Source organism: Photorhabdus sp. P32, from assembly GCF_038085095.1.
GTDB lineage: Bacteria > Pseudomonadota > Gammaproteobacteria > Enterobacterales > Enterobacteriaceae > Photorhabdus > Photorhabdus luminescens.
In genome coordinates, this window is record NZ_JAZGJN010000228.1 from 1 (window position 1) to 19,425 (window position 19,425).

The 19,425-nt window shown below is 42.5% G+C and carries 13 protein-coding genes; 7 read left to right on the plus strand and 6 right to left on the minus strand.

What is annotated here, in order from left to right; translation table 11 throughout:
* Nucleotides 1–323 precede the first annotated feature (323 nt).
* From V2H77_RS23595 to sbcD, 3 genes are all read right to left on the minus strand, one after another.
* Nucleotides 324–563, minus strand: a complete 240-nt coding sequence (locus V2H77_RS23595) for a Tn3 family transposase (protein WP_445935463.1) — start codon at nucleotides 561–563, stop codon at nucleotides 324–326.
* Nucleotides 564–700: 137 nt separating this feature from the next.
* A complete protein-coding gene (locus tag V2H77_RS06115; RefSeq protein ID WP_341498107.1) occupies nucleotides 701–4,387 on the minus strand; it encodes an AAA family ATPase in 3,687 nt (1,228 codons plus the stop codon).
* On the minus strand, nucleotides 4,384–5,619 hold the full coding sequence (gene sbcD, locus V2H77_RS06120) for an exonuclease subunit SbcD (protein WP_341498108.1): 1,236 nt from the start codon (nucleotides 5,617–5,619) through the stop codon (nucleotides 4,384–4,386). Before sbcD ends, V2H77_RS06115 begins: the two co-directional genes overlap by 4 nt.
* Before the next feature lie 261 nt (nucleotides 5,620–5,880).
* Here sbcD and phoB point away from each other — a divergent pair, with 261 nt between their 5' ends.
* The 3 genes from phoB (at nucleotide 5,881) to brnQ (ending at nucleotide 9,613) form a co-directional block, all read left to right on the plus strand.
* Entirely contained in the window at nucleotides 5,881–6,570 is a 690-nt protein-coding gene (phoB, locus tag V2H77_RS06125) for a phosphate regulon transcriptional regulator PhoB (protein WP_341498110.1), read from the plus strand.
* Between the two features lie 23 nt (nucleotides 6,571–6,593).
* Nucleotides 6,594–7,931 (plus strand): phosphate regulon sensor histidine kinase PhoR, encoded by a 1,338-nt coding sequence (gene phoR, locus V2H77_RS06130; RefSeq protein ID WP_341498111.1) that lies wholly within the window; start codon nucleotides 6,594–6,596, stop codon nucleotides 7,929–7,931.
* A gap of 350 nt (nucleotides 7,932–8,281) precedes the next feature.
* Nucleotides 8,282–9,613 carry a branched-chain amino acid transport system II carrier protein gene (brnQ, locus tag V2H77_RS06135; protein ID WP_341498112.1) on the plus strand — a complete coding sequence of 444 codons (1,332 nt, stop codon included), beginning with the start codon at nucleotides 8,282–8,284 and terminating at the stop codon, nucleotides 9,611–9,613.
* A gap of 289 nt (nucleotides 9,614–9,902) precedes the next feature.
* On the opposite strand, the gene ggt is transcribed toward brnQ, so the two are convergent.
* Together ggt and V2H77_RS06145 are read right to left on the minus strand one after the other, a co-directional pair.
* Nucleotides 9,903–11,663, minus strand: a complete 1,761-nt coding sequence (gene ggt / locus V2H77_RS06140; RefSeq protein ID WP_341498113.1) for a gamma-glutamyltransferase — start codon at nucleotides 11,661–11,663, stop codon at nucleotides 9,903–9,905.
* 220 nt (nucleotides 11,664–11,883) lie between these two features.
* On the minus strand, nucleotides 11,884–12,486 hold the full coding sequence (locus V2H77_RS06145) for a peroxiredoxin C (RefSeq protein ID WP_341498114.1): 603 nt from the start codon (nucleotides 12,484–12,486) through the stop codon (nucleotides 11,884–11,886).
* Nucleotides 12,487–13,384: 898 nt separating this feature from the next.
* Here V2H77_RS06145 and V2H77_RS06150 point away from each other — a divergent pair.
* From V2H77_RS06150 to V2H77_RS06160, 3 genes are read left to right on the plus strand one after another with little or no spacing between them, the layout of a single operon-like run.
* Nucleotides 13,385–16,396, plus strand: a complete 3,012-nt coding sequence (locus V2H77_RS06150) for a toxin VasX (RefSeq protein WP_341498115.1) — start codon at nucleotides 13,385–13,387, stop codon at nucleotides 16,394–16,396.
* Nucleotides 16,393–17,361 (plus strand): hypothetical protein, encoded by a 969-nt coding sequence (locus V2H77_RS06155; protein ID WP_341498116.1) that lies wholly within the window; start codon nucleotides 16,393–16,395, stop codon nucleotides 17,359–17,361. Before V2H77_RS06150 ends, V2H77_RS06155 begins: the two co-directional genes overlap by 4 nt.
* A complete protein-coding gene (locus V2H77_RS06160) occupies nucleotides 17,358–17,585 on the plus strand; it encodes a hypothetical protein (protein ID WP_341498117.1) in 228 nt (75 codons plus the stop codon). The genes V2H77_RS06155 and V2H77_RS06160 overlap by 4 nt, the downstream gene beginning before the upstream one ends.
* On the opposite strand, the gene V2H77_RS06165 is transcribed toward V2H77_RS06160, so the two are convergent.
* The gene (locus tag V2H77_RS06165) at nucleotides 17,579–18,175 is read right to left on the minus strand and encodes an acyl carrier protein phosphodiesterase (RefSeq protein WP_341498118.1); all 597 of its coding nucleotides are present in this window, start codon (nucleotides 18,173–18,175) and stop codon (nucleotides 17,579–17,581) included. The two genes, V2H77_RS06160 and V2H77_RS06165, sit on opposite strands and share 7 nt — an antisense overlap.
* A gap of 104 nt (nucleotides 18,176–18,279) precedes the next feature.
* Here V2H77_RS06165 and queA point away from each other — a divergent pair, with 104 nt between their 5' ends.
* The gene (queA, locus tag V2H77_RS06170; protein ID WP_341498119.1) at nucleotides 18,280–19,347 is read left to right on the plus strand and encodes a tRNA preQ1(34) S-adenosylmethionine ribosyltransferase-isomerase QueA; all 1,068 of its coding nucleotides are present in this window, start codon (nucleotides 18,280–18,282) and stop codon (nucleotides 19,345–19,347) included.
* Nucleotides 19,348–19,425: the final 78 nt, after the last annotated feature.

Sequence of the window (19,425 nt, forward strand, 5' to 3'; positions counted from 1 at the left end):
ATTTTAATAATTCTATTTAATAACTATTAAGTCATTCTTATATGATATTTAGTAAAATATATTTTTTCCAATTTCTTTTAGTTATCGGGTGATAACTATATTTTATCAGCAAGTAAATTATTTAATTTAATTTAACATATGAAAAACATCAAAATTTATAAAATATAGTTAACTAACATATATATGGATTTAATTTTAATTAAAATTTATTTTCATATAAACCGTTCAGAACAAAGACCATATAAATATATTTTTATTATTACGATTGAATACTATCTTTGTATCCAGTGCAAAAGTCCTCGAAAATCATAAGTCAGGACTATTCATCGTTCCAAAAATATTATTTCACATGCTCTTCCAGCACTTTTGTTGCTGTAAACCATGTCATAGAAAGAGTGGCCTTCATACTCATTCAGCCCGATATTTTTCGCATTCACGGCAACGTAATTGATTATCAGAGTGTACAGAGAGAGTCCTCGGCCTTTACCCAGATATTTTCTGGAGTAACGGGACTGGAGGGTACTGTCCGTTGTAGAAAATTTTTGCCCATTGGCATCAGCCAATATCTTATTATCGATAAGGTCTCATCCGAAATTATCTTCCCGCCTTATTTTGGCGGGAGTGCTCTTTCTAAGGAAAAAATGGCGGTATTCAGTTCACTTTGGGAATACTGTTTATTGTTTTCTGCTATTGTCTTCCGCTATTGCTTATCATAACGAAACTCAGGTGAGAGTTTACTTATCCCAAGCCCATTAATTTTTTTAACCTTAATCTGTACGGGTATCCGTTCTTTCATGGCTTCAATGTGGCTGATAACACCAATGGTTTTACCGGAAGCGTTTAAATGATCCAGCGCGTCAAGAGCAATATCAAGGGTTTCTTGATCAAGTGTGCCAAAGCCTTCATCTAGGAATAATGAATCAATACTGGTTTTATTGCTGACTAAATCAGATAGCGCTAAAGCCAGAGCAAGGCTAACCAGAAAACTTTCACCACCAGAAAGCGTTTTGGTATCACGAATAGCATCGGCTTGCCAGGTATCAACCACTTGCAGTTCAAGACCATCACTGTTTTTACGTTGCAAATCGTAGCGTCCGTGCAATTTATTCAGCCGTTGATTGGCGAGATGAACCAAATGGTCTAGTGTTAATCCTTGAGCAAAGCGACGGAATTTAGAGCCATCAGCCGAACCGATCAGGTTATTAAGATAACTCCAGTCATCATAATTTTGTTGGCAATGGCTGATTTCTTCCAATAAGGATTTTTGCTGTTGACGGCGTATCGCATCATTATCAAGCAGGTTTTTCAGTTCTCCCTGTTGTAAGGTGTTTCTTTTTAGCTCATCAATGAGGCTTTCCAACTGTTCGATCAGTTGTGATTTTGTATATTGATCAAGTAATTCAGGGCAATTTTTACGGTGTTGTTGCAGGGCTTCTGTTGCTTTCTGGCATAGGGCGTTGGCTTGTATCTGCTGCTGTTCAAGCTGTTCTTTCAGTTGTCGCAATTCATTACGTTGTTCTTGCGATAACAATGCCGCTTCAACGGCATGCTGATCGATAAATGGGCTTTTTGCTAACGCAACATTGAAGTTTTGCTCCGCCTGCTGTTTTTGTTGTTCAGATTGGTGACAGTTTTTTTCTGTCTCATGAATGGCGCCGGTTAATTGGTTGATGCTGGATTGCGCCTGTTGCAGATGTGACAGTGCCTGTTTGTATATTTCCTCCAGCTTTTGAGATTGTTGTTGTAATGCTTGAGTGATTTCCGTAACGGATTGTTCACCAAATAGTTGTTGGCGCTGTTGTTGTGTCTCTGTGAGTTGCTGTGCCTGTTGTTGTGCTGTTTGATTAAACCCATTTAAGCGGGATACATATTCTTCTTTCTGTTTATGCAATGATTCAATCTGATTTTGGATAACCGCCTCTTCTTTTTGGATCTGTTGCCAATTTTCATGGCAGTTTTGATATACCTGCCACTCTTTTCTACGTTGTTGCAGCCAATTTTCACTCTCATTCAACATTGGCAGTGATAAATCATATTGCTGTAATTCAGACGTCATTTTTTCGATGACATCCGTCAGCTTACGTTGCTGCTGTTGTATCTCTGGTTGCAGTTCAGATAAGTGTTTTTTCTGTGTATTGTATTGATGCTTACTCAGTTCAATATTTCGCTCAATTTCTTTAATGTATTCTTGATGAGCAGTCAGTGTTTTTTCTGTTTTCTGGTACGTTTTTTCTGTTAGTTCAAGTTCGGTTAATTGAGTCTGGCAAAGCTGATGAGCAGATTGGTTTTGTTGCACAAATAGTTCAAGGGCGGGTTTATCCGAAAGAGAAATTTCAATCTGTAATGTCGCGCAAGTTTCCTGCCATTGTTGAGTTAATATATTCAATCGTGGCTCAGCATCAGCAATTTCTTGCAAAATATGGTCGTGTTGTTGCTGTTGGAACTCTTTTTTATTAACCAATGATATTTTGGTGGCTTGTAATTCATCGAATCGCAGACGTAAATCTTTTAACCGTTGTTCTGATTTTGGCAGTCCAATATTTTGATAAGCCTGAATTGCAGGATGATGTTCAGAGCCGCACAGTGGGCAAGGAGAGCCTTCCTTGAGTTGTGCCCGTTCTTTTTCCAGGCTGACAATCTTTTGTTCTAACTGAATACGTTGAGTAAGATCGGCTAAATGTTGCTGTTTGTCTGAGAGTTGTTTATCAATGGATTCAATTTGAACAGGAAGTGCCTTTAATAATTTTTCCGGTTGTTGTAAGCGAATATGATGACTGGCAATAGCGGCTTGTAATTGCAATATTTGCGGCGACAGGATTTCCAGTTTATGTTGCAGTGGTAGCTGTTCCTGATATTGAGTTAATTGTTTTTTTAATTTCTCCGGCGAATATTGCTTTTGCAGAGTAAAAAATTGTTGTTTAGCCTGCTCAAATGCCAGCTCCAGCGGTTGGTTATTTTCAATCTGTTGTTTTAAGTCTTCTCCTTGTTTGTTCAGATTATTGTTAAGTTGCGTGATTTCGGTGGTGAGTTCGCCAACTTTTTGCATTTGGTGATCAATTTGTTGCTGTTGTTCTTGCCGCCAAGAGAATTGGTGTTGCCAAAAAGCCAGTTTTTCACCGAAATATTGATGATAAGGTTGTTGTTCGAAATAGTTTTCCAGTTGTTTTCTTTGATTGGTGAATGATAGGGCGCGCTGGTTTGCTGTGTCATATTGCTGACAACGGTTTTCAAGTGTGGTTTTCTGTTCGCTGATTTGTTGCTGAGTAAGATTAAGCTCTTTAGTCTGCACTGCAATTTGATGATCTAATGGAATCACCTGTTCTGTTATCAGCTTTTCTTGTTGTTGCCGGTGTTGTTGATGCTTTGCTCTGGCAGAGTCTGCATGAGTCACGTTTTGCTGTATCGGAGTGAGCGTCTGTTGTTGTTGGTGAAGTTGCTGATGCATCTCTGCCAACTGTTTGCTGATTCTCTGATGTTCATATTGCGTTCGGTTTTTATCATCCAGCAATGGGCGCAGTGTTTCTGCGGGTTCACTGCTAGCCAGTTTTTGCAGTTGCGGTTCTGCATGAGTCAGCGCTTTTTCTGCCTGCTGTAAGGCAGTGTTGTTTTCAGTAACAAGTTGCTCAAGTTCTTCCTCACGTGTCAGCCATTGTGCCGAATGTTGCAATGTTTTTATCTGCTGATTGAGTTGTGATTCCGCATGGGTGAGTTGTTGCTGTTGTTCCAGATATTGTTGATGCTGCTCTTCCGTTAGCAAATCAATGGCGGATGCTTTGGCTTGCAGAATATCCAGCTCTGACTGTGCTTGTTTATGTTGTTGGTAAATTTGTTGGGATAAAATGCCGTAAATTTCAGTGCCGGTTAACTCTTCTAATAAATCAGCCCGTTCGTTTGGCTGAGCATTAAGGAAAGCAGCGAAATCTCCTTGGGATAGCAATATGGATTTAGTGAAACGGCCATAATCTAATCCGGTAATTTCAATGATTTTCTCTTTCTTATCCTGGATTTTATCGGCCAGAATTTTGCCGCTGCTGCTAAGGGAGAGTTCCACTTTAGGGGCTTGCAGATTGCCGTTCGGTTGATTACGCGCTCGCCGTTGACTCCAGAAAGCACGGTAAGCGACACCTTTCACTTCAAACTCAACTTCGGCTAGTGATTCTGCGGTGTGTCGGGTCATCAGCTCATTTTGTGAGGTAGAAATCGTCAAGCGTGGGGTTTCGTGATAAAGCGCAAGGCAAATAGCATCCAATAAGGTCGTTTTACCCGCACCGGTAGGTCCGGTTATGGCGAACAAACCACTGCTGGCAAACGGCTCGGCTGTGAAGTCAATTTTCCATTCACCTTGTAATGAATTAATGTTTTTTAGCCGTAGACTCAAAATCTTCATATCTGCTCCTCCTTGTTTTTATCCTGATAGATATTGTTCAGTGTTTGTTCGAAAAGAGTGGTCAGACGTTTTTTATGCTCTTCATCTTCGAGTGACGATTGTGCAAGCCGTCGGGCAAAAACCTCATTTACGCTAAGTTCTGTCAGCGTTTCTCTGTTTTCTTGTGCGAGCCTGTTTTGCTGCTGCGTTTTACTACGTCGTAGCAGAATGACTTCCACAGGAAGTTCTGCAACCATTGATTGAACCCTTTTCTGGATGTCATGGAGGTAATCTTGGGTGGCAACTTCAATATCCAACCAGACGGGCTGCTCTCCTTGATAGTCATGAAAAGTTTGCAACTGTTGCTCAATCTGTTGCAGGTTGCCCTTGATAAGTTGCATGGGCTGATATTGCGGAATGGGTAAAAGCTTAATGGATGCCAGTTTGTCTTGGGTAAATTCCACTAAACAGACGCTTTTTTCTTGCCCGATTTCATCGAAGCTAAGAGGAATAGGGGAGCCGCTGTAGCGAATATGTTCAGCTTTAGCCACTATTTGTGGCCGGTGAATATGCCCAAGCGCAATATAGTCAACCGGCGGGAAAGCTTGCGCCGGGAAGGCATCCAATGTACCAATATAAATATCCCGCACTGAATCTGTAACTGTGGCGCCAACGGTAGTCAGATGCCCGGTAGCAATAATAGGTAAGGGCAAATTCAAGTCATCACGTAATTTACACGCTTGCTGATAGAGTCGATGATAGTGTTCTGCAATGGCTTCTTGTAATACGAGTTGTTTCTGTTCTCCTGACTGATCAGCCTGGCTGATCGTAATATCCCTTGGCCGCAGAAAAGGAATTGCACAAAGAATTGCACCGGCATTGCCTTGTTTGGTAGTGAGTACTTTTATCTGTTTTTGTGGATCTTTTTCTGCGTGAGCAATAACGGCAGTATTCAGGCAGGAAAGGAGTTCTTTTGATTCATTTAATGTTGCTACTGAATCATGGTTGCCGCCAAGGATAATTAACTGACAACCGGTCGGTTGTAGCTCAACGACAAAGCGATTATATAGCTCACGGGCGTAACTAGGCGGTGAGCCGGTATCAAATACATCTCCGGCAACAATTAGCGCATCGACCTGATAATGTTCAACCTGTTTAATCAGCCAGCGCAGAAAATGTTGATGTTCGGCAGCCCGGCTTTTTGTAAAAAAATATTGGCCAAGATGCCAGTCCGAAGTGTGAATAATACGCATAGTTTCGCCGTCATTGGTTAAAGTGAAGCATGATTATAATCGCTGTATTCTCGATGTCGCTTTTAAATCTGATTTCGTGAATATATCTTCGAACGGCTTCGCATTCATTATGAAATATGACAATTGTTGAGTTAATTATTGCGAAATAGATTGCAGATGGAGGATAACCAAGGCAGGATTTCATAAATTTGTCATAAAACTGACGCATAATGCTTTTTCAAACTGAGTAGCGTTTATCTCAATATATTAACGGGATTAATCATGGCAAGACGCATTCTGGTAGTTGAAGATGAAGCTCCGATTCGTGAGATGGTCTGTTTTGTTCTGGAAAAAAATGGGTATCAGCCGGTAGAAGCAGAGGATTATGATTCTGCGTTGGCATGTTTATCTGAGCCATATCCTGATTTAGTGTTATTGGATTGGATGCTCCCCGGCGGTTCTGGTTTGCAGATAATTAAACAGATGAAACGGAATAGTAATATCCGTGATATTCCGGTGATGATGCTAACTGCCCGCGGTGAAGAGGAAGATCGGGTGCGTGGCCTTGAAGTTGGGGCAGATGACTATATTACCAAGCCTTTCTCTCCTAAAGAGCTGGTTGCCAGAGTTAAAGCGGTATTGCGGCGTATTTCGCCGATGGTCATGGAAGATATTATCGAAATGGATGGGTTGGTTTTGGATTCAACGTCACATCGGGTGACTAGCCAAGATAAAGCGCTGGATATGGGGCCGACGGAATTTAAATTATTGCACTTCTTTATGACTCACCCTGAACGGGTCTATAGCCGTGAACAGTTGCTTAATTATGTTTGGGGAGCAAATGTTTATGTTGAAGATAGAACTGTTGATGTCCATATTCGCCGTTTACGTAAAGTATTAGAGATCGGCGGCCATGATAAAATGGTGCAGACCGTTCGTGGTACGGGTTATCGTTTTTCTACCCGTTACTAAATCCACGCACCGGAGAATCTAATGTGTTAGAACGTTTATCTTGGAAGAAACTGGTTTCAGAACTGTTTCTCTTTTGCTTGCCTGCGTTAATTTTGTCGATATTTATTGGTCATTTATCCTGGTGTTTATTTGTTTCGGTATTGTTGGTGTTGATATGGCATGGTTATAACTTGCTGAAACTTTCGAATTGGTTATGGTTGGATCGCAGTATGTTGCCGCCGTCGGGGAGAGGAGGGTGGGAGCCTATTTTCTATGGTATTCACCAGATGCAGCAACGGAATCGAAAGCGGCGTCGTGAGTTGGCGCTGTTGATCAAACGGTTTCGTAGCGGGGCGGAATCATTGCCTGATGCCATTGTAATGATGACGACGGAAGGTAATATTTTTTGGTGCAACCGTTTAGCGCAACATTTACTCGGTTTTCGTTGGCCTGAAGACAATGGGCAGCACATTTTCAATTTACTTCGCTACCCTGATTTTAGCCGATATATTCTTTCCAGAGATTTTTCACGTCCTTTATCCATTGAATTAAATAATGGTTTCACTGTTGAGTTTCGGGTGATGCCTTATTCTGAGGGCCAGTTCTTAATGGTTGCCAGAGATGTGACTCAGAAACGAACGCTGGAAAATGCCCGTCGTGATTTTTTTGCCAATGTCAGTCATGAAATGCGTACCCCTTTAACTGTCTTGCAGGGTTATTTGGAAATGATGCAGGATCAGGCAGAGGATAATCCGCTAAATAAGAAAGCGCTGAATACGATGCAGGAGCAAACCCGAAGGCTGGACAGTTTGGTGAAGCAATTGTTGCAACTGTCTAAAATTGAAGTCGCTCCCCAGATTGATATGAATGAAGTGGTTGATGTGCCTTTGATGCTTAAAGTATTGCGTCAGGAAGCCACAGCATTGGGTAATGAATGTTATAAGATTAATTTTGATATTGGTGAAGGACTTAAAGTGTTCGGCAATGAAGAGCAGCTTCGCAGCGCAATGTCGAATTTGGTTTATAACGCAGTTAACCATACCCCTAAAGGGACTCAAATTGATGTCAGTTGGAAAAAGAATTCCCACGGTGCTGAATTTACCGTGAAAGATAATGGGCAAGGTATCAGCGCTGAACATCTACCTCGTTTGACCGAACGTTTTTACCGGGTAGATAAAGCGCGTTCCAGACAAACGGGAGGAAGTGGTCTCGGTCTTGCGATTGTTAAACATGCCTTACATCATCACCATTCTCATCTTGAGATTTCCAGTGAAATAGGGAAAGGGACGGTCTTTAGTTTTACTTTACCGACAGGATTGCTTGTGCCTGTCAAAATGACTAGCAAAAGAGATAGGAATAGTTTGATTAACAGTAATAATTAATCTTTGTAATTGATTATTATTTTTTCAGGTTAAAAAAAACGCAAATCATATAGTGCTTATTCAATGATAGCTAACAGCAATCACTAGTTTTGAAAAAGAGTACGGCATATACTTCTGCATTCTGGTTTATCTATTGCCTTCGGGCACTATAAAAGTTTTACTTGTGGGCAGTTGTTGGCGATTCTATCTATCATGACCACTATAATCTGTCTTCAACAGATACCTGGTGAATATTATTTTGATAATAAATCGTTAAATTAGGGTTCAATATTGTCAATAGGGGCTTAACTATTGACGATATTTATATTATTCAGGCCATTAAATATGGTAACAAAACATTAATAATCATTATGACACATCGTTTATCATCTAAGGATATTTGGGCATTAGGGTTTATGACTTTTGCTCTGTTTGTGGGGGCGGGAAATATTATTTTTCCGCCTATGGTGGGGTTACAATCAGGTGAATATGTTTGGTTAGCAGCACTAGGCTTTCTAACGACTGCGGTTGGTTTACCCGTCATTACAATCATCGCATTGGCAAAAGTTGGCGGTGGTATTGAAGAGCTGAGTTCACCTATTGGTAGAGTTGCTGGTTTGTTGCTGGCGACAGTTTGTTATTTGGCTGTTGGTCCTTTATTCGCTATCCCTCGGACTGCAACGGTCTCTTTTGAAGTCGGCATTGCCCCGCTGACCAGTACCGGTGAGTTACCCCTGTTTATCTACAGTCTTATTTATTTTGTGCTGGTAATTGCTGTTTCCCTTTACCCAGGCCGCTTGCTTGATACTGTCGGGCATGTGTTGGCGCCCATCAAGATGTTGGCGTTAGGTATACTTGGTGTTGCTGCTTTACTTTGGCCAGCCGGTAATTCAATTCCAGCGATTGATGTTTATCAGCAAATCCCATTCTCCAGTGGTTTCGTCAATGGTTATTTGACGATGGATACGCTGGGAGCGATGGTGTTTGGGATTGTTATTGTTAACGCAGCGCGTTCAAGAGGCGTCGCCTCATCTTCATTACTAACTCGTTATGCAATGTGGGCAGGTTTTATCGCCGGCTTTGGTCTGATACTGGTTTATCTTTCCCTGTTTAAGCTGGGAGCTGGTAGTGGAGAGTTAGTGCCTCATGCAGAAAATGGCGCTGTTATTTTGCATGCCTATGTTCATCATACTTTTGGTGGTGTTGGCAGTATTTTCCTGGCTGTGCTGATTTTTGTCGCCTGTATGGTGACTGCGGTTGGATTAACCTGTGCATGTGCTGAGTTTTTCAGCCGCTATTTGCCCTTGTCTTATCGTTCACTGGTTTTGATCCTTGGGGGATTCTCCATGTTGACTTCTAACCTTGGTTTGAGTCATTTGATTAAAATTTCTATACCGGTACTGACAGCTATTTATCCGCCTTGTATCGTTCTGATTGTATTGAGTTTTACGCTGTACTGGTGGCACAATTTCACCCGTATTTTGGCTCCGGTAATGTTAATTAGTCTGATATTTGGTATTTTGGATGCGATTAAGTCATCTGAAGCACTGGCTTATTTGTTACCAAGCTGGGCAACACGTTTACCACTGGCGGATCAGGGGCTAGCTTGGTTAGCGCCATCCCTGTTGGTTTTAGTTGTGGCTGGTATTTATGACCGTGTTTTAGGGCGTTCTGGTACCCGCGAGACTCAAATGCATCGATGATGATATTTGTTTCTCTGACTGTTTGCCATCGTCAGATGTTCAGGGAAAGCGTGGGATGGGGGTCCTGAGAAAAGGATATCCCATCCCGATATTGCCTATAACCCGTTATCTTTCAAACTGCCTCTTTGTTGGCTGCACTCGCTCACCCCAGTCACATAGAGTTATCTATCACATAGAGTTATCTATCACATAGTTATCTATGCTCCCGGGGATTCGCTCCCTTGCCGTCGCGATGCATCTTGAAATCCATAGGGTATATACAGATTAGCTATTTTTTATTATTGGACCATTAGTAACCAATAGCCGCGCCGGCCGGGCGTCGGACATCATTGGCGCCATAAAAATGGTTTTCACGAACTTTACCCGATACGGCTGCATCATTGCCGGAAGAATTAGCTGAAGCGTCAGCGGCTTTAGGTAAGCCAACCATAATTACTTCAGCGGCGCCCCACGGTATCTGTTCCACCATCTTGTATCCCATTTTTTCTAGCAAATTCAGCGAGTCTTTAGAAATACCACGTTGCTCATAATAAACTTCATCGGGTAACCATTGATGATGAATGCGGGGGCTATTAACCGCTTCTTGAGGAGGCATTCCGTGTTCAATGATGTTTAAGGCAGTTTGCAGGGTAATAGAGATAATACGGGAACCGCCGGGTGAGCCCAGAACAAGGAATATCTTGTTGTCTTTTGTGACAAGTGTCGGGCTCATTGAGGATAGCGGGCGCTTACCAGGGGCAATAGAGTTAGTCGCGCCTTGAATGAGACCATAAAGATTCTTCTCACCAATTTTAGTGGTGAAATCATCCATCTCATCATTGAGGAAGAAACCTGTCCCGGGGGCGATGACGACAGCGCCAAAAAGTCCATTGATAGTATAGGTGGTCGAAACTGCATTACCTTCTTTGTCAACAATGGAATAGTGCGTGGTTTCTGGTTTTTCATGGGGGCCAATACCCGGCTGAACATTCTCTGATAATGTAGCTTTACCTGGCTCTATTTTTTTACGTAAAGATTCAGCATAACTCTTACTTAGTAAGTGATCGATGGGATTTTTAACAAATTCTGGATCACCGAGGTAAGTATTTCTATCCATGTAAGCATGACGCATGGCTTCTGTCAGGGTATGAATATAATCAGCCGAGTTGAATCCCATTTCTTTGAGGTTGTAGCCTTCCAAAATATTCAGAATTTCACACATGGTTACTCCGCCTGAACTCGGTGGCGGTGATGAGATAAATTTGTAACCGCGATAGTTACAGGTGACGGGGGTTGTTTCTGAGATTTTATAGTTGGCGAAATCAGCTTCGGTAATAATGCCGCCGGATTTTTTAGCCGCTTCGGCGACCAGTTTAGGAATATTTCCGTGATAGAAAGATTCTTGTCCTTTTTTGGCAATTAACTCCAGCGTATTCGCCAGATCGGTTTGTATCAGCCTGTCACCCGGTTGATAAGGAGAGCCATCTTTGCGTAGGAAAATGCGGGCTGCTTCTGGATCTCTGCGGAAGCGTTTGATTGAAGTGTCCAGAATATCAGTGTCTGCACGGGTCAGTATAAAGCCTTCTCGAGCCAGCTTAATCGCAGGCGCCATGACTTGTTCACGGCTTAATTTACCATATTTTTTTAGGGCGCTGTCTAACCCCATCACGGTTCCCGGCACACCAGCCGCGCGGTAACCATATAAACTGGCTTCTTTAATGACATTGCCTTTTTTATCCAGATACATATCGGCACTTGCTGCGCTTGGCGCGGTTTCGCGGAAGTTAATAAAAGTATTGGTGCCATCAGCCAAATGAATTGTCATAAAACCACCACCGCCGATGTTTCCACAACATGGATTAACAACGGCTTGGGCATAGCCAACGGCAACGGCTGCATCAACCGCGTTTCCACCCATTTTGAGAATATCGACGCCAACTTGTGAAGCAAGATGTTGTGCCGAAACGACCATGCCATTTTTAGCTTCAACAGCCGGTTGCGAAGCGGCATAAAGGTGGGACGAGACGAGCAAGGATATGATTGCCAGTGGTGTTTTCCATGTTTTCAACATGTTGTGAGCTCCTGTCTTTTGGCGAGGTTATTTTGTCAGTTAATGACTTGTTTTATTTGCACTGATTTTAATGTTAAACAATTGTAAATTTAATTGTAAGTGGTGATAGTTATCGGTAAGAGGAAGTTTTTGTGCGCAAGGTGGCAAAACGAGGAATTTCAGTGATAAAAAACCAGCCGGAATAACCGGCTGGTCTGAATATGGTAAGTAATATCTAAGGTTATAGTTTAGTCGCGTTTTGCGACAGGTATTTAGCTACGCCGTCTGGAGAGGCGTTCATGCCTTCTTTACCTTTTTCCCACTGTGCAGGGCAGACATCACCGTGCTCTTCGTGGAATTGCAATGCGTCAACCATACGCAGCATTTCGTCAATGTTACGGCCCAGAGGCAGATCGTTAACGACTTGATGGCGAACTACGCCATTTTTGTCGATCAGGAAAGAACCGCGCAGAGCGACACCCGCATCTGGATGCTCAATGCCGTATGCTTTTTGAATTTCACGTTTAGTATCGGCAACCATTGCATATTTAACTTCGCCAATACCACCTTGATCGATAGGAGTTTTACGCCATGCGTTATGGACGAATTCAGAGTCAAAAGAAACACCTATAACTTCAACACCGCGTTTTTTGAACTCTTCGTAGCGGTGATCAAATGCGATCAGCTCAGAAGGGCATACGAAGGTAAAGTCCATTGGCCAGAAAAAGATAACAGCAGGTTTACCATTTAGGTGTTTTTTCAGGTTGAAATTCCCAACTATTTCGCCGTTGCCGAGGACCGCTGCTGCTGTAAAGTCAGGGGCTTGACGAGTTACCAGAACCATGAGTTACTCCTGTAGTTTTACGGGGTTTATGTAAAAATTGGATATAGAATAAAGAATTAGCGTACACCAATAAAGGGTAAAATACTAATCTTTGCAATAGATTTTACCTATTAATACTTTATTTTTATTTTCTTTACCTTAATAAGATAAGGGATTTTTGCAAGGGCTTGGTCGAATTCAAACTAAGAGACTATTTCATTAGACTTTTTGCTTTTTATAGATAGAGCAAATCTAAGCAATGTTTAGGTAAAAAATCGTTATTTTTCGAATGAACTCTGGTGTAGCACGTCAGCGTGGGCGAAGGGAGTCATTCTCACCTATTATTTACCTGCATGTGCCCTATCCGTGTCCACCTTTTATTCTCCAGCATAAGCTGGCAATGGCGGTTATTGGGGTAAGAGCTTACTGAAATAAATTAACTAATTATGTTACTTAAACATTTATAAAATTTATATTATTGACTGTTTTGAGCAAAAATTTACATTTACTTAAACTATCAATTTTGATATTTATTGAGAATAAATATAAATTTATATTAACTTTATAACGCAAAAAACAGGGGGTGGAAATGAGAAATCTTAAAGACGCCAGTAGGGGAAAACTTTTACGAATAAAACATAATGTGAATGAGTTGGCGCGAGAAAACCCATATTTTTCCCTGCTGATTTCTCCTGTTTCATGCAATATCTGGTCCATACTTCTGCATCCTATCCCTCCAAACCGCTTTTTGAAATGCCGTTAAATCATTTGCGTAAGTTCACCGCCTGAACAATGAATTTATTCAGGATTGTAACCAGTGAAAATATTCTCCCCCTTTGGTTGTATGAACTTTTTTGAATAATTAACAGTAGCAGCGGTGTATCCATGACATCCTAAAATTAACAACCAAGGAAATATTATGACCACCAACATTCAGGAACGCTTTGACAAATTAATAGAAAAAGTTCACGAACTGTTCCCGCAAAATCTTGAGGTAGATAATTATATGCAGCCCTGTGACTGCAACATTAAACCGATTTACCCGGTTCGTTATGCTTATGTGAACTTTTTCGGCAAAGAACTGGAAAAACCAGAAGCGCCCCCGGATATCCACACCCTGATGTTCTCCTCGTCACTCCAGCAAACCAAAGGCTATGCCGCCCGCCTGCTGCGTCCCGGCTGGATATATATCAAGGAAGAAGACCCGTTGACCACCCGGGGCAGTAAAGCCCGCGGTTATCTGCACATCTTTAAATACTGTGTATCAGAGAGAGAGATTAACGGCAAAAAGCAGCGGGTAGAGAAATTTAAAAAGTACATGTTTCTCAACCGCAAAGACGCCAGTGAAGGACTCATCCCTGAACCCGGCATTCGGGGCGAGGGGCATCCATTCCTGTTTGTCGCCAAAGATGTCATCAATATCAGTATCGCTTACAGTGAACACCCGTGGCACTCCTCCGTACTGGCTAAGATTGACAACAGTCTTGAACTGCGGCAGAAAACCATGCAGTTCATCAACCTCGAACAGGAACAGTCCCCCTTTGCGGTTAACGCCTCAGAAAAGTATTTTCGAAAACTGATTGTCGATTACAAAATCCGGCAGGAGCAGTTTGCCAACATCAAGGCCACCATTGAAAAAGACATTAATGAATTGGATTTGTCTGACGTCGGGATTGATACGCTGACCACTCAGAACAGCTACGAGATGGACGCCGACCTGATTATCAAGCGAATCAACAGTTATCTGCACCTGGATGAACAGGCGCGGATTGTGATCCTGCATGACCCGGTAGGCCGTCAGCGGGATATTGTGGAAGCCTACTCTATCCTGAATTTGTGGCAACAGAGCTATAACGCCTCCAATATTTACCCACTGACCATCGGTTTCTATGTCGAAAAGCTCAAAGCCACCAAAAACCCGGAGCTGAAAAAGAAAATAGATGACAGTATCCATCAGGACCGCTGGAATAACGACTGGCCGAAACTGAAAAAAGTCACCGAAGATTTTGAAGCGCGTCAGGCGATGTTTATGAAACTGTTTGAAGCCTTTGCGGACAACCCGGACCTCAGTTATCAGGTCGGCGGGCTGAAAAATTATTTTCACTATTTCTTTTCACTGCAAGATGAAAAAGAGACGCTGGAAGAAGAGGATGCGCTGGAGTTCCAGTTTTTCAGTGAAATACTCTCTGGTCTGCTCGGCAACCTGCAATCCTCTCTGCCCGGCCAGCAGGTGCTGGCGAAGCTGGCGGCTAAAGAGTCGGACAGCAACGGGGATGGCAACTTCTGGCGCACCATTACCACCGGGATTGTCACCGTACTGAATAACGACAAAGTCAAATCACCGCTACTGAAAGGCCCGTTTATTCGCGGTGTCGATAATATTCTGCTGGGGATGGGAACATTTCTGGCAACCGTCTGCGCCTATACCCATCAGGCGATTTATCAGGGTTCAAGTTATGTCCGGCAACTTCCCCAGAAAGCGATTGACCAGATAACCCAACAACTGGTTCCGGCCCTGTTATCCACGCTGGGAGTGGTGATTGAGCCGGATGGCAGAGTGGCACTTAGCGAGCAGAGCTATCAGGAAGTGCTGAAACGGCTGGAATCGAAAACGAATCGTCACCTCCCTGACCCCGCAGTGCGTCAACAGGCTATCGGGGAACGGATGATTAACTGGAGTAAACGTCTGGAATCACTGGGCAATAAACCGGTGATAACCCTGCCTGAGGTTAAAACCAGTGTGGACTCTCCGGTTCAACTTTTTACCTTAGACGGGGCCAGTAAACCTTCCCTTGGTTTACTGTTTGATTCTTCACTGACCGGCGTCAGCCTGTTTCTGAATGCGTTCACCCTGTCCGATGTGCTCATGCAGACAGAATATGCCCGCAACAACCCTTTACAACCCGGACCTACCTATATGAATCTGCTGCGCTTTAGCACCGCAGTGATTGGTATGAGTGCCGATTTGACTTCCATCGGTTCGACATTAGCCAGCAAAGTAAACTCCCCCATAGTAAAGACACTGATGAGCGGGATAAAAGTGCCTGCCGTCAATATCGTAATGGTCAATCAGTTCTCCCGTGTTGCTGGCAGTGTGGCGGGCTATTTAGGGGCAATTATCTCCTTTTATGATGCGAGTAACGCCTTTAAAGTAGGTAATAGTGTGGAAGGTTATAGCCAAGTCGCTATAGGGACAGGTTCTACCATCTTAACAACAGCAGTCCTGATCGGAGCTGCGGCAGGCACCTTCCTGACGGCGGGTGTACTTACTGCGATAATCGTCGGGGCCAGTTTGCTTCTCGGTGGTAGCATTGTACAAGCCAGTAGTGCCTGGTCAGATTTAGAGAAAGTGCTGAATAACTGTTTCTGGGGAGCAGGAGATAAGTATGGTTTTTGGCCAGAGGATGAGCGTCCAAGTATTTTGGGGCAACTCAAGACAGCAAGAAAGATGGATAATGTCACACAAAACTGCTTTTCTATAGAAAATCAGGAATTTATAAATCTCTTTATTCAGCCACAACTGAAAATACATCAGGGATTTGGTATCACTACCTATCGTTTCACTTTGCCTGCTTTTCAGATGGGTCTTTCAAATATTCGCGGGATCTTTGTGACTTCGCCTAAAACCTCTTACTGGGGAGAAAAAGTTGATTATGTTGAGATTAACCGCCGAAAATATACCCCTGATGCTTTTCGCAATACCAAATTCAAGGAAGCTCAGAAACAGGCCAAGCTCACCCTAAATGGCGATACTGCAACATTAGAGATAGTAGTCCCAGAAACAATGGGAGTTTATCCCCGCAGTAGCGAATTGTACTGGTACTATGAACAATTAGAAAATGTTATCGCCCCTTTACGCTATCTCTGGGGAAAAGAACCTACAGCAGAAAATACCATTAAGGGCAGTTTTGACGGAGAACGTATACTATGAAACAACGATTAAAACATTTACTTAAAAAATGGTTTCCCACTATTCATCCATTGCCAGCCAAACGGCTGGCCCGTTGGGAAAAAGAAATTCTGGCGGTACCACCGGATATTAAGAATGCAGAAACCATTAAACATGTGGAAATACTAGACTACCTTGATAATAAGGAATGTCATGTTCATAATACTCAACGCCGCGCCCGAAGTATTGCCTTGATCCCAGTTACATTAGGGATTATTAGCAGCCTAGTGTTAAATGTTAATGATTTTATAGAATCGAGAAAAAAAAATGAAATAGGCATTCACCGTTGGGTTAATTTAGTCAAAGAGGAATATGGTGATAAATTTTATCTACGCAATGATTTACCTGATTATATGGAAAATGCACGTTATATTGGTAACGATAAAAAGATCTCCCTGAAAAAATATCTGTACTACCGCTATACCTTTTACCCAAGTAGTTCCCGGCTTCTCAAAATTGATATAAGTTTCCTATTGCTCTATCTACTGATTATTCCACCTTTCTTATGGGCCATATTTTTTTTACGCCGTCAAGCACCATTAATTATCGATCGCGAACGACAAATCTTTTACACCTGGTACAAAGGTAAAGCTTATGCAGCTCGTTATCCACAAGTCGGCATGGGGGAAAAAACTAATATTTTTTTCCTCAAAGTCTACGGACTAGATGAAAATAATAACCTTACCGGACGGGGTTTTATCCCTAACGTCAGCAGTTATTCTTTTGCTTTCTTAAGCAGCGGAAATGATAAAGGATTGGCAGTCGCCTTTATGGTGAAATTCTTATTAAAAGGCAAAGAAGCAGTCAGCAAAGTGGATTATAAACGCCGTGAGCCGCTTATCTGGTGGAGTAAAGATAAAAGGCCCGCCGATTTAGAAGCCCAAATTCCGTTGATTTTGGCAGAATTGGATCGCTTAGGTCCCCCTGATGAAGATCTTTCTGAATGAAGCAACGATTAAAATATTTACTTAAAAAATGGTTTCCCATTATTCATCCATTGCCAGCCAAACGGCTGGCCTGTTGGGAAAGAGAGATTTTGGTGGCACCGCCGGATATCAAGAATGAAGAAACCATTAAACATGTGGAAATACCGTATTGTTTGAATGATTCTTTGCTATCTGCATCCACGACGTATTTCGCAAGCATAATATGCAACAATAATGCTTATTGAGATGGACAGTAAAAATCCTTATTTTCTGCTTTTTCCATCATATAGGGATAAAATTGCCAGAATAGTGCTTCAAAATCAGCATAATGTTGTTCTATATCCTGAAATGATCCAGATAAAGCTGATAATCTGGGATGTCTTCGAGCCATGCCTGTTAATACATCTGCGATAAATGCAAGATCTGCATAGCGGATCAACCAGTTTTGCGGCCATAAAAATTCATTCAGCTCCTGAAATTTTTCGGGAGTGTAATAAAGATGGGGTTCAATCTGGTTGCGAGCATGGAGAATAAATGCCGGCAATGAGTAAGTGGGAACTAATTTATCCCAATACAAAGAGAGGAAGTGATCCCAGATAATATCTAACGTGATCGGCGCAACCCGTCGATATGGATTACTGAACAAGTGACGGGCTTGAATAACCAATGGATGGGTATCTGTTAATACGTCAACACGCCGATGCATGCGAATACCTGCAACCACATCAGCGCTGTATTGCCCCTCTGGATTACCGCGTACAAAATCTGCCATCAGATTTCCCAGTAGGGAACTGTCAGCCAGAGTAGCTAAATGAAGGTGAGCGAGAAAATTCATTTGGTGATTATAATATAAATCCGTGAAGTGATGTGCTTATTTGTTGCACCCTCAGGGCTGCGGCACTAGACTAGTCCGCCTGTTTTTCTGAATGATTAAATATAATGCGTGTCTCCGATTTTACTTTTGAACTTCCTGACGAAATGATTGCTCATTACCCTCAACCACAACGCAGTGGCTGCCGTTTGCTCTCGCTTGATGGTGAAACAGGGGCATTAACGCATGGTATTTTTACGGATGTTCTCGATAAGCTGAATGCCGGAGATTTACTGGTTTTCAATAATACTCGAGTTATACCTGCGCGTATTTTCGGTCGAAAAGCTACAGGCGGTAAGCTGGAAGTGCTGGTTGAACGGGTGTTGGATGATAAACGGGTACTTGCACATGTGCGTGCTTCCAAGGCGCCAAAAGAGGGAACTGAGTTGTTGTTGGGCGACAATGAAAGTCTTAAAGCAACCATGTTGGCCCGTCATGATAGTCTGTTCGAAATATGTTTTGATGATAAGCGCGATGTGCTGTCCATTTTGGATGACATAGGTCATATGCCTTTGCCGCCTTATATTGATCGTCCTGATGAAGAGGCAGACCGTGAGCTGTATCAAACTGTATACAGTGAACGACCCGGTGCGGTAGCTGCGCCAACCGCGGGTCTTCATTTTGATGAGCCATTGCTGGAAGCATTGCGTAAAAAAGGCGTGGAAATGGTTTTTGTGACATTGCATGTTGGCGCCGGTACTTTCCAACCCGTGCGGGTGGAGACTATTGAAGACCATATCATGCATGCCGAATACGCAGAAGTGCCACAGGATGTGGTTGATGCAGTGTTGGCATGCAAGGCGCGGGGTAACAAAGTTGTTGCTGTTGGAACAACCTCAGTGCGATCGCTGGAAAGTGCAGCAAAAGCTTGTCAGGATGGGTTAATTGCGCCGTTTTTTAATGACACGCAAATTTTTATCTATCCGGGTTTTGAATATCAGGTTGTAGACGCGTTGATTACTAATTTCCATTTACCAGAATCGACACTTATTATGTTGGTTTCTGCTTTTGCGGGTTATAAAAATACGATGAATGCTTATAAAGAGGCGGTTGCAGAAAAATATCGTTTCTTTAGTTACGGCGATGCTATGTTTATTTATTGTAATCCCTTGGCTTGCAAGGAGAAGATTTCTTAAATTCATTGTAATAATGACGATATTGGCTGGAATATATTGTTGAGTATAAGGTTATATAGGTGTCTCAACTTAATGGTA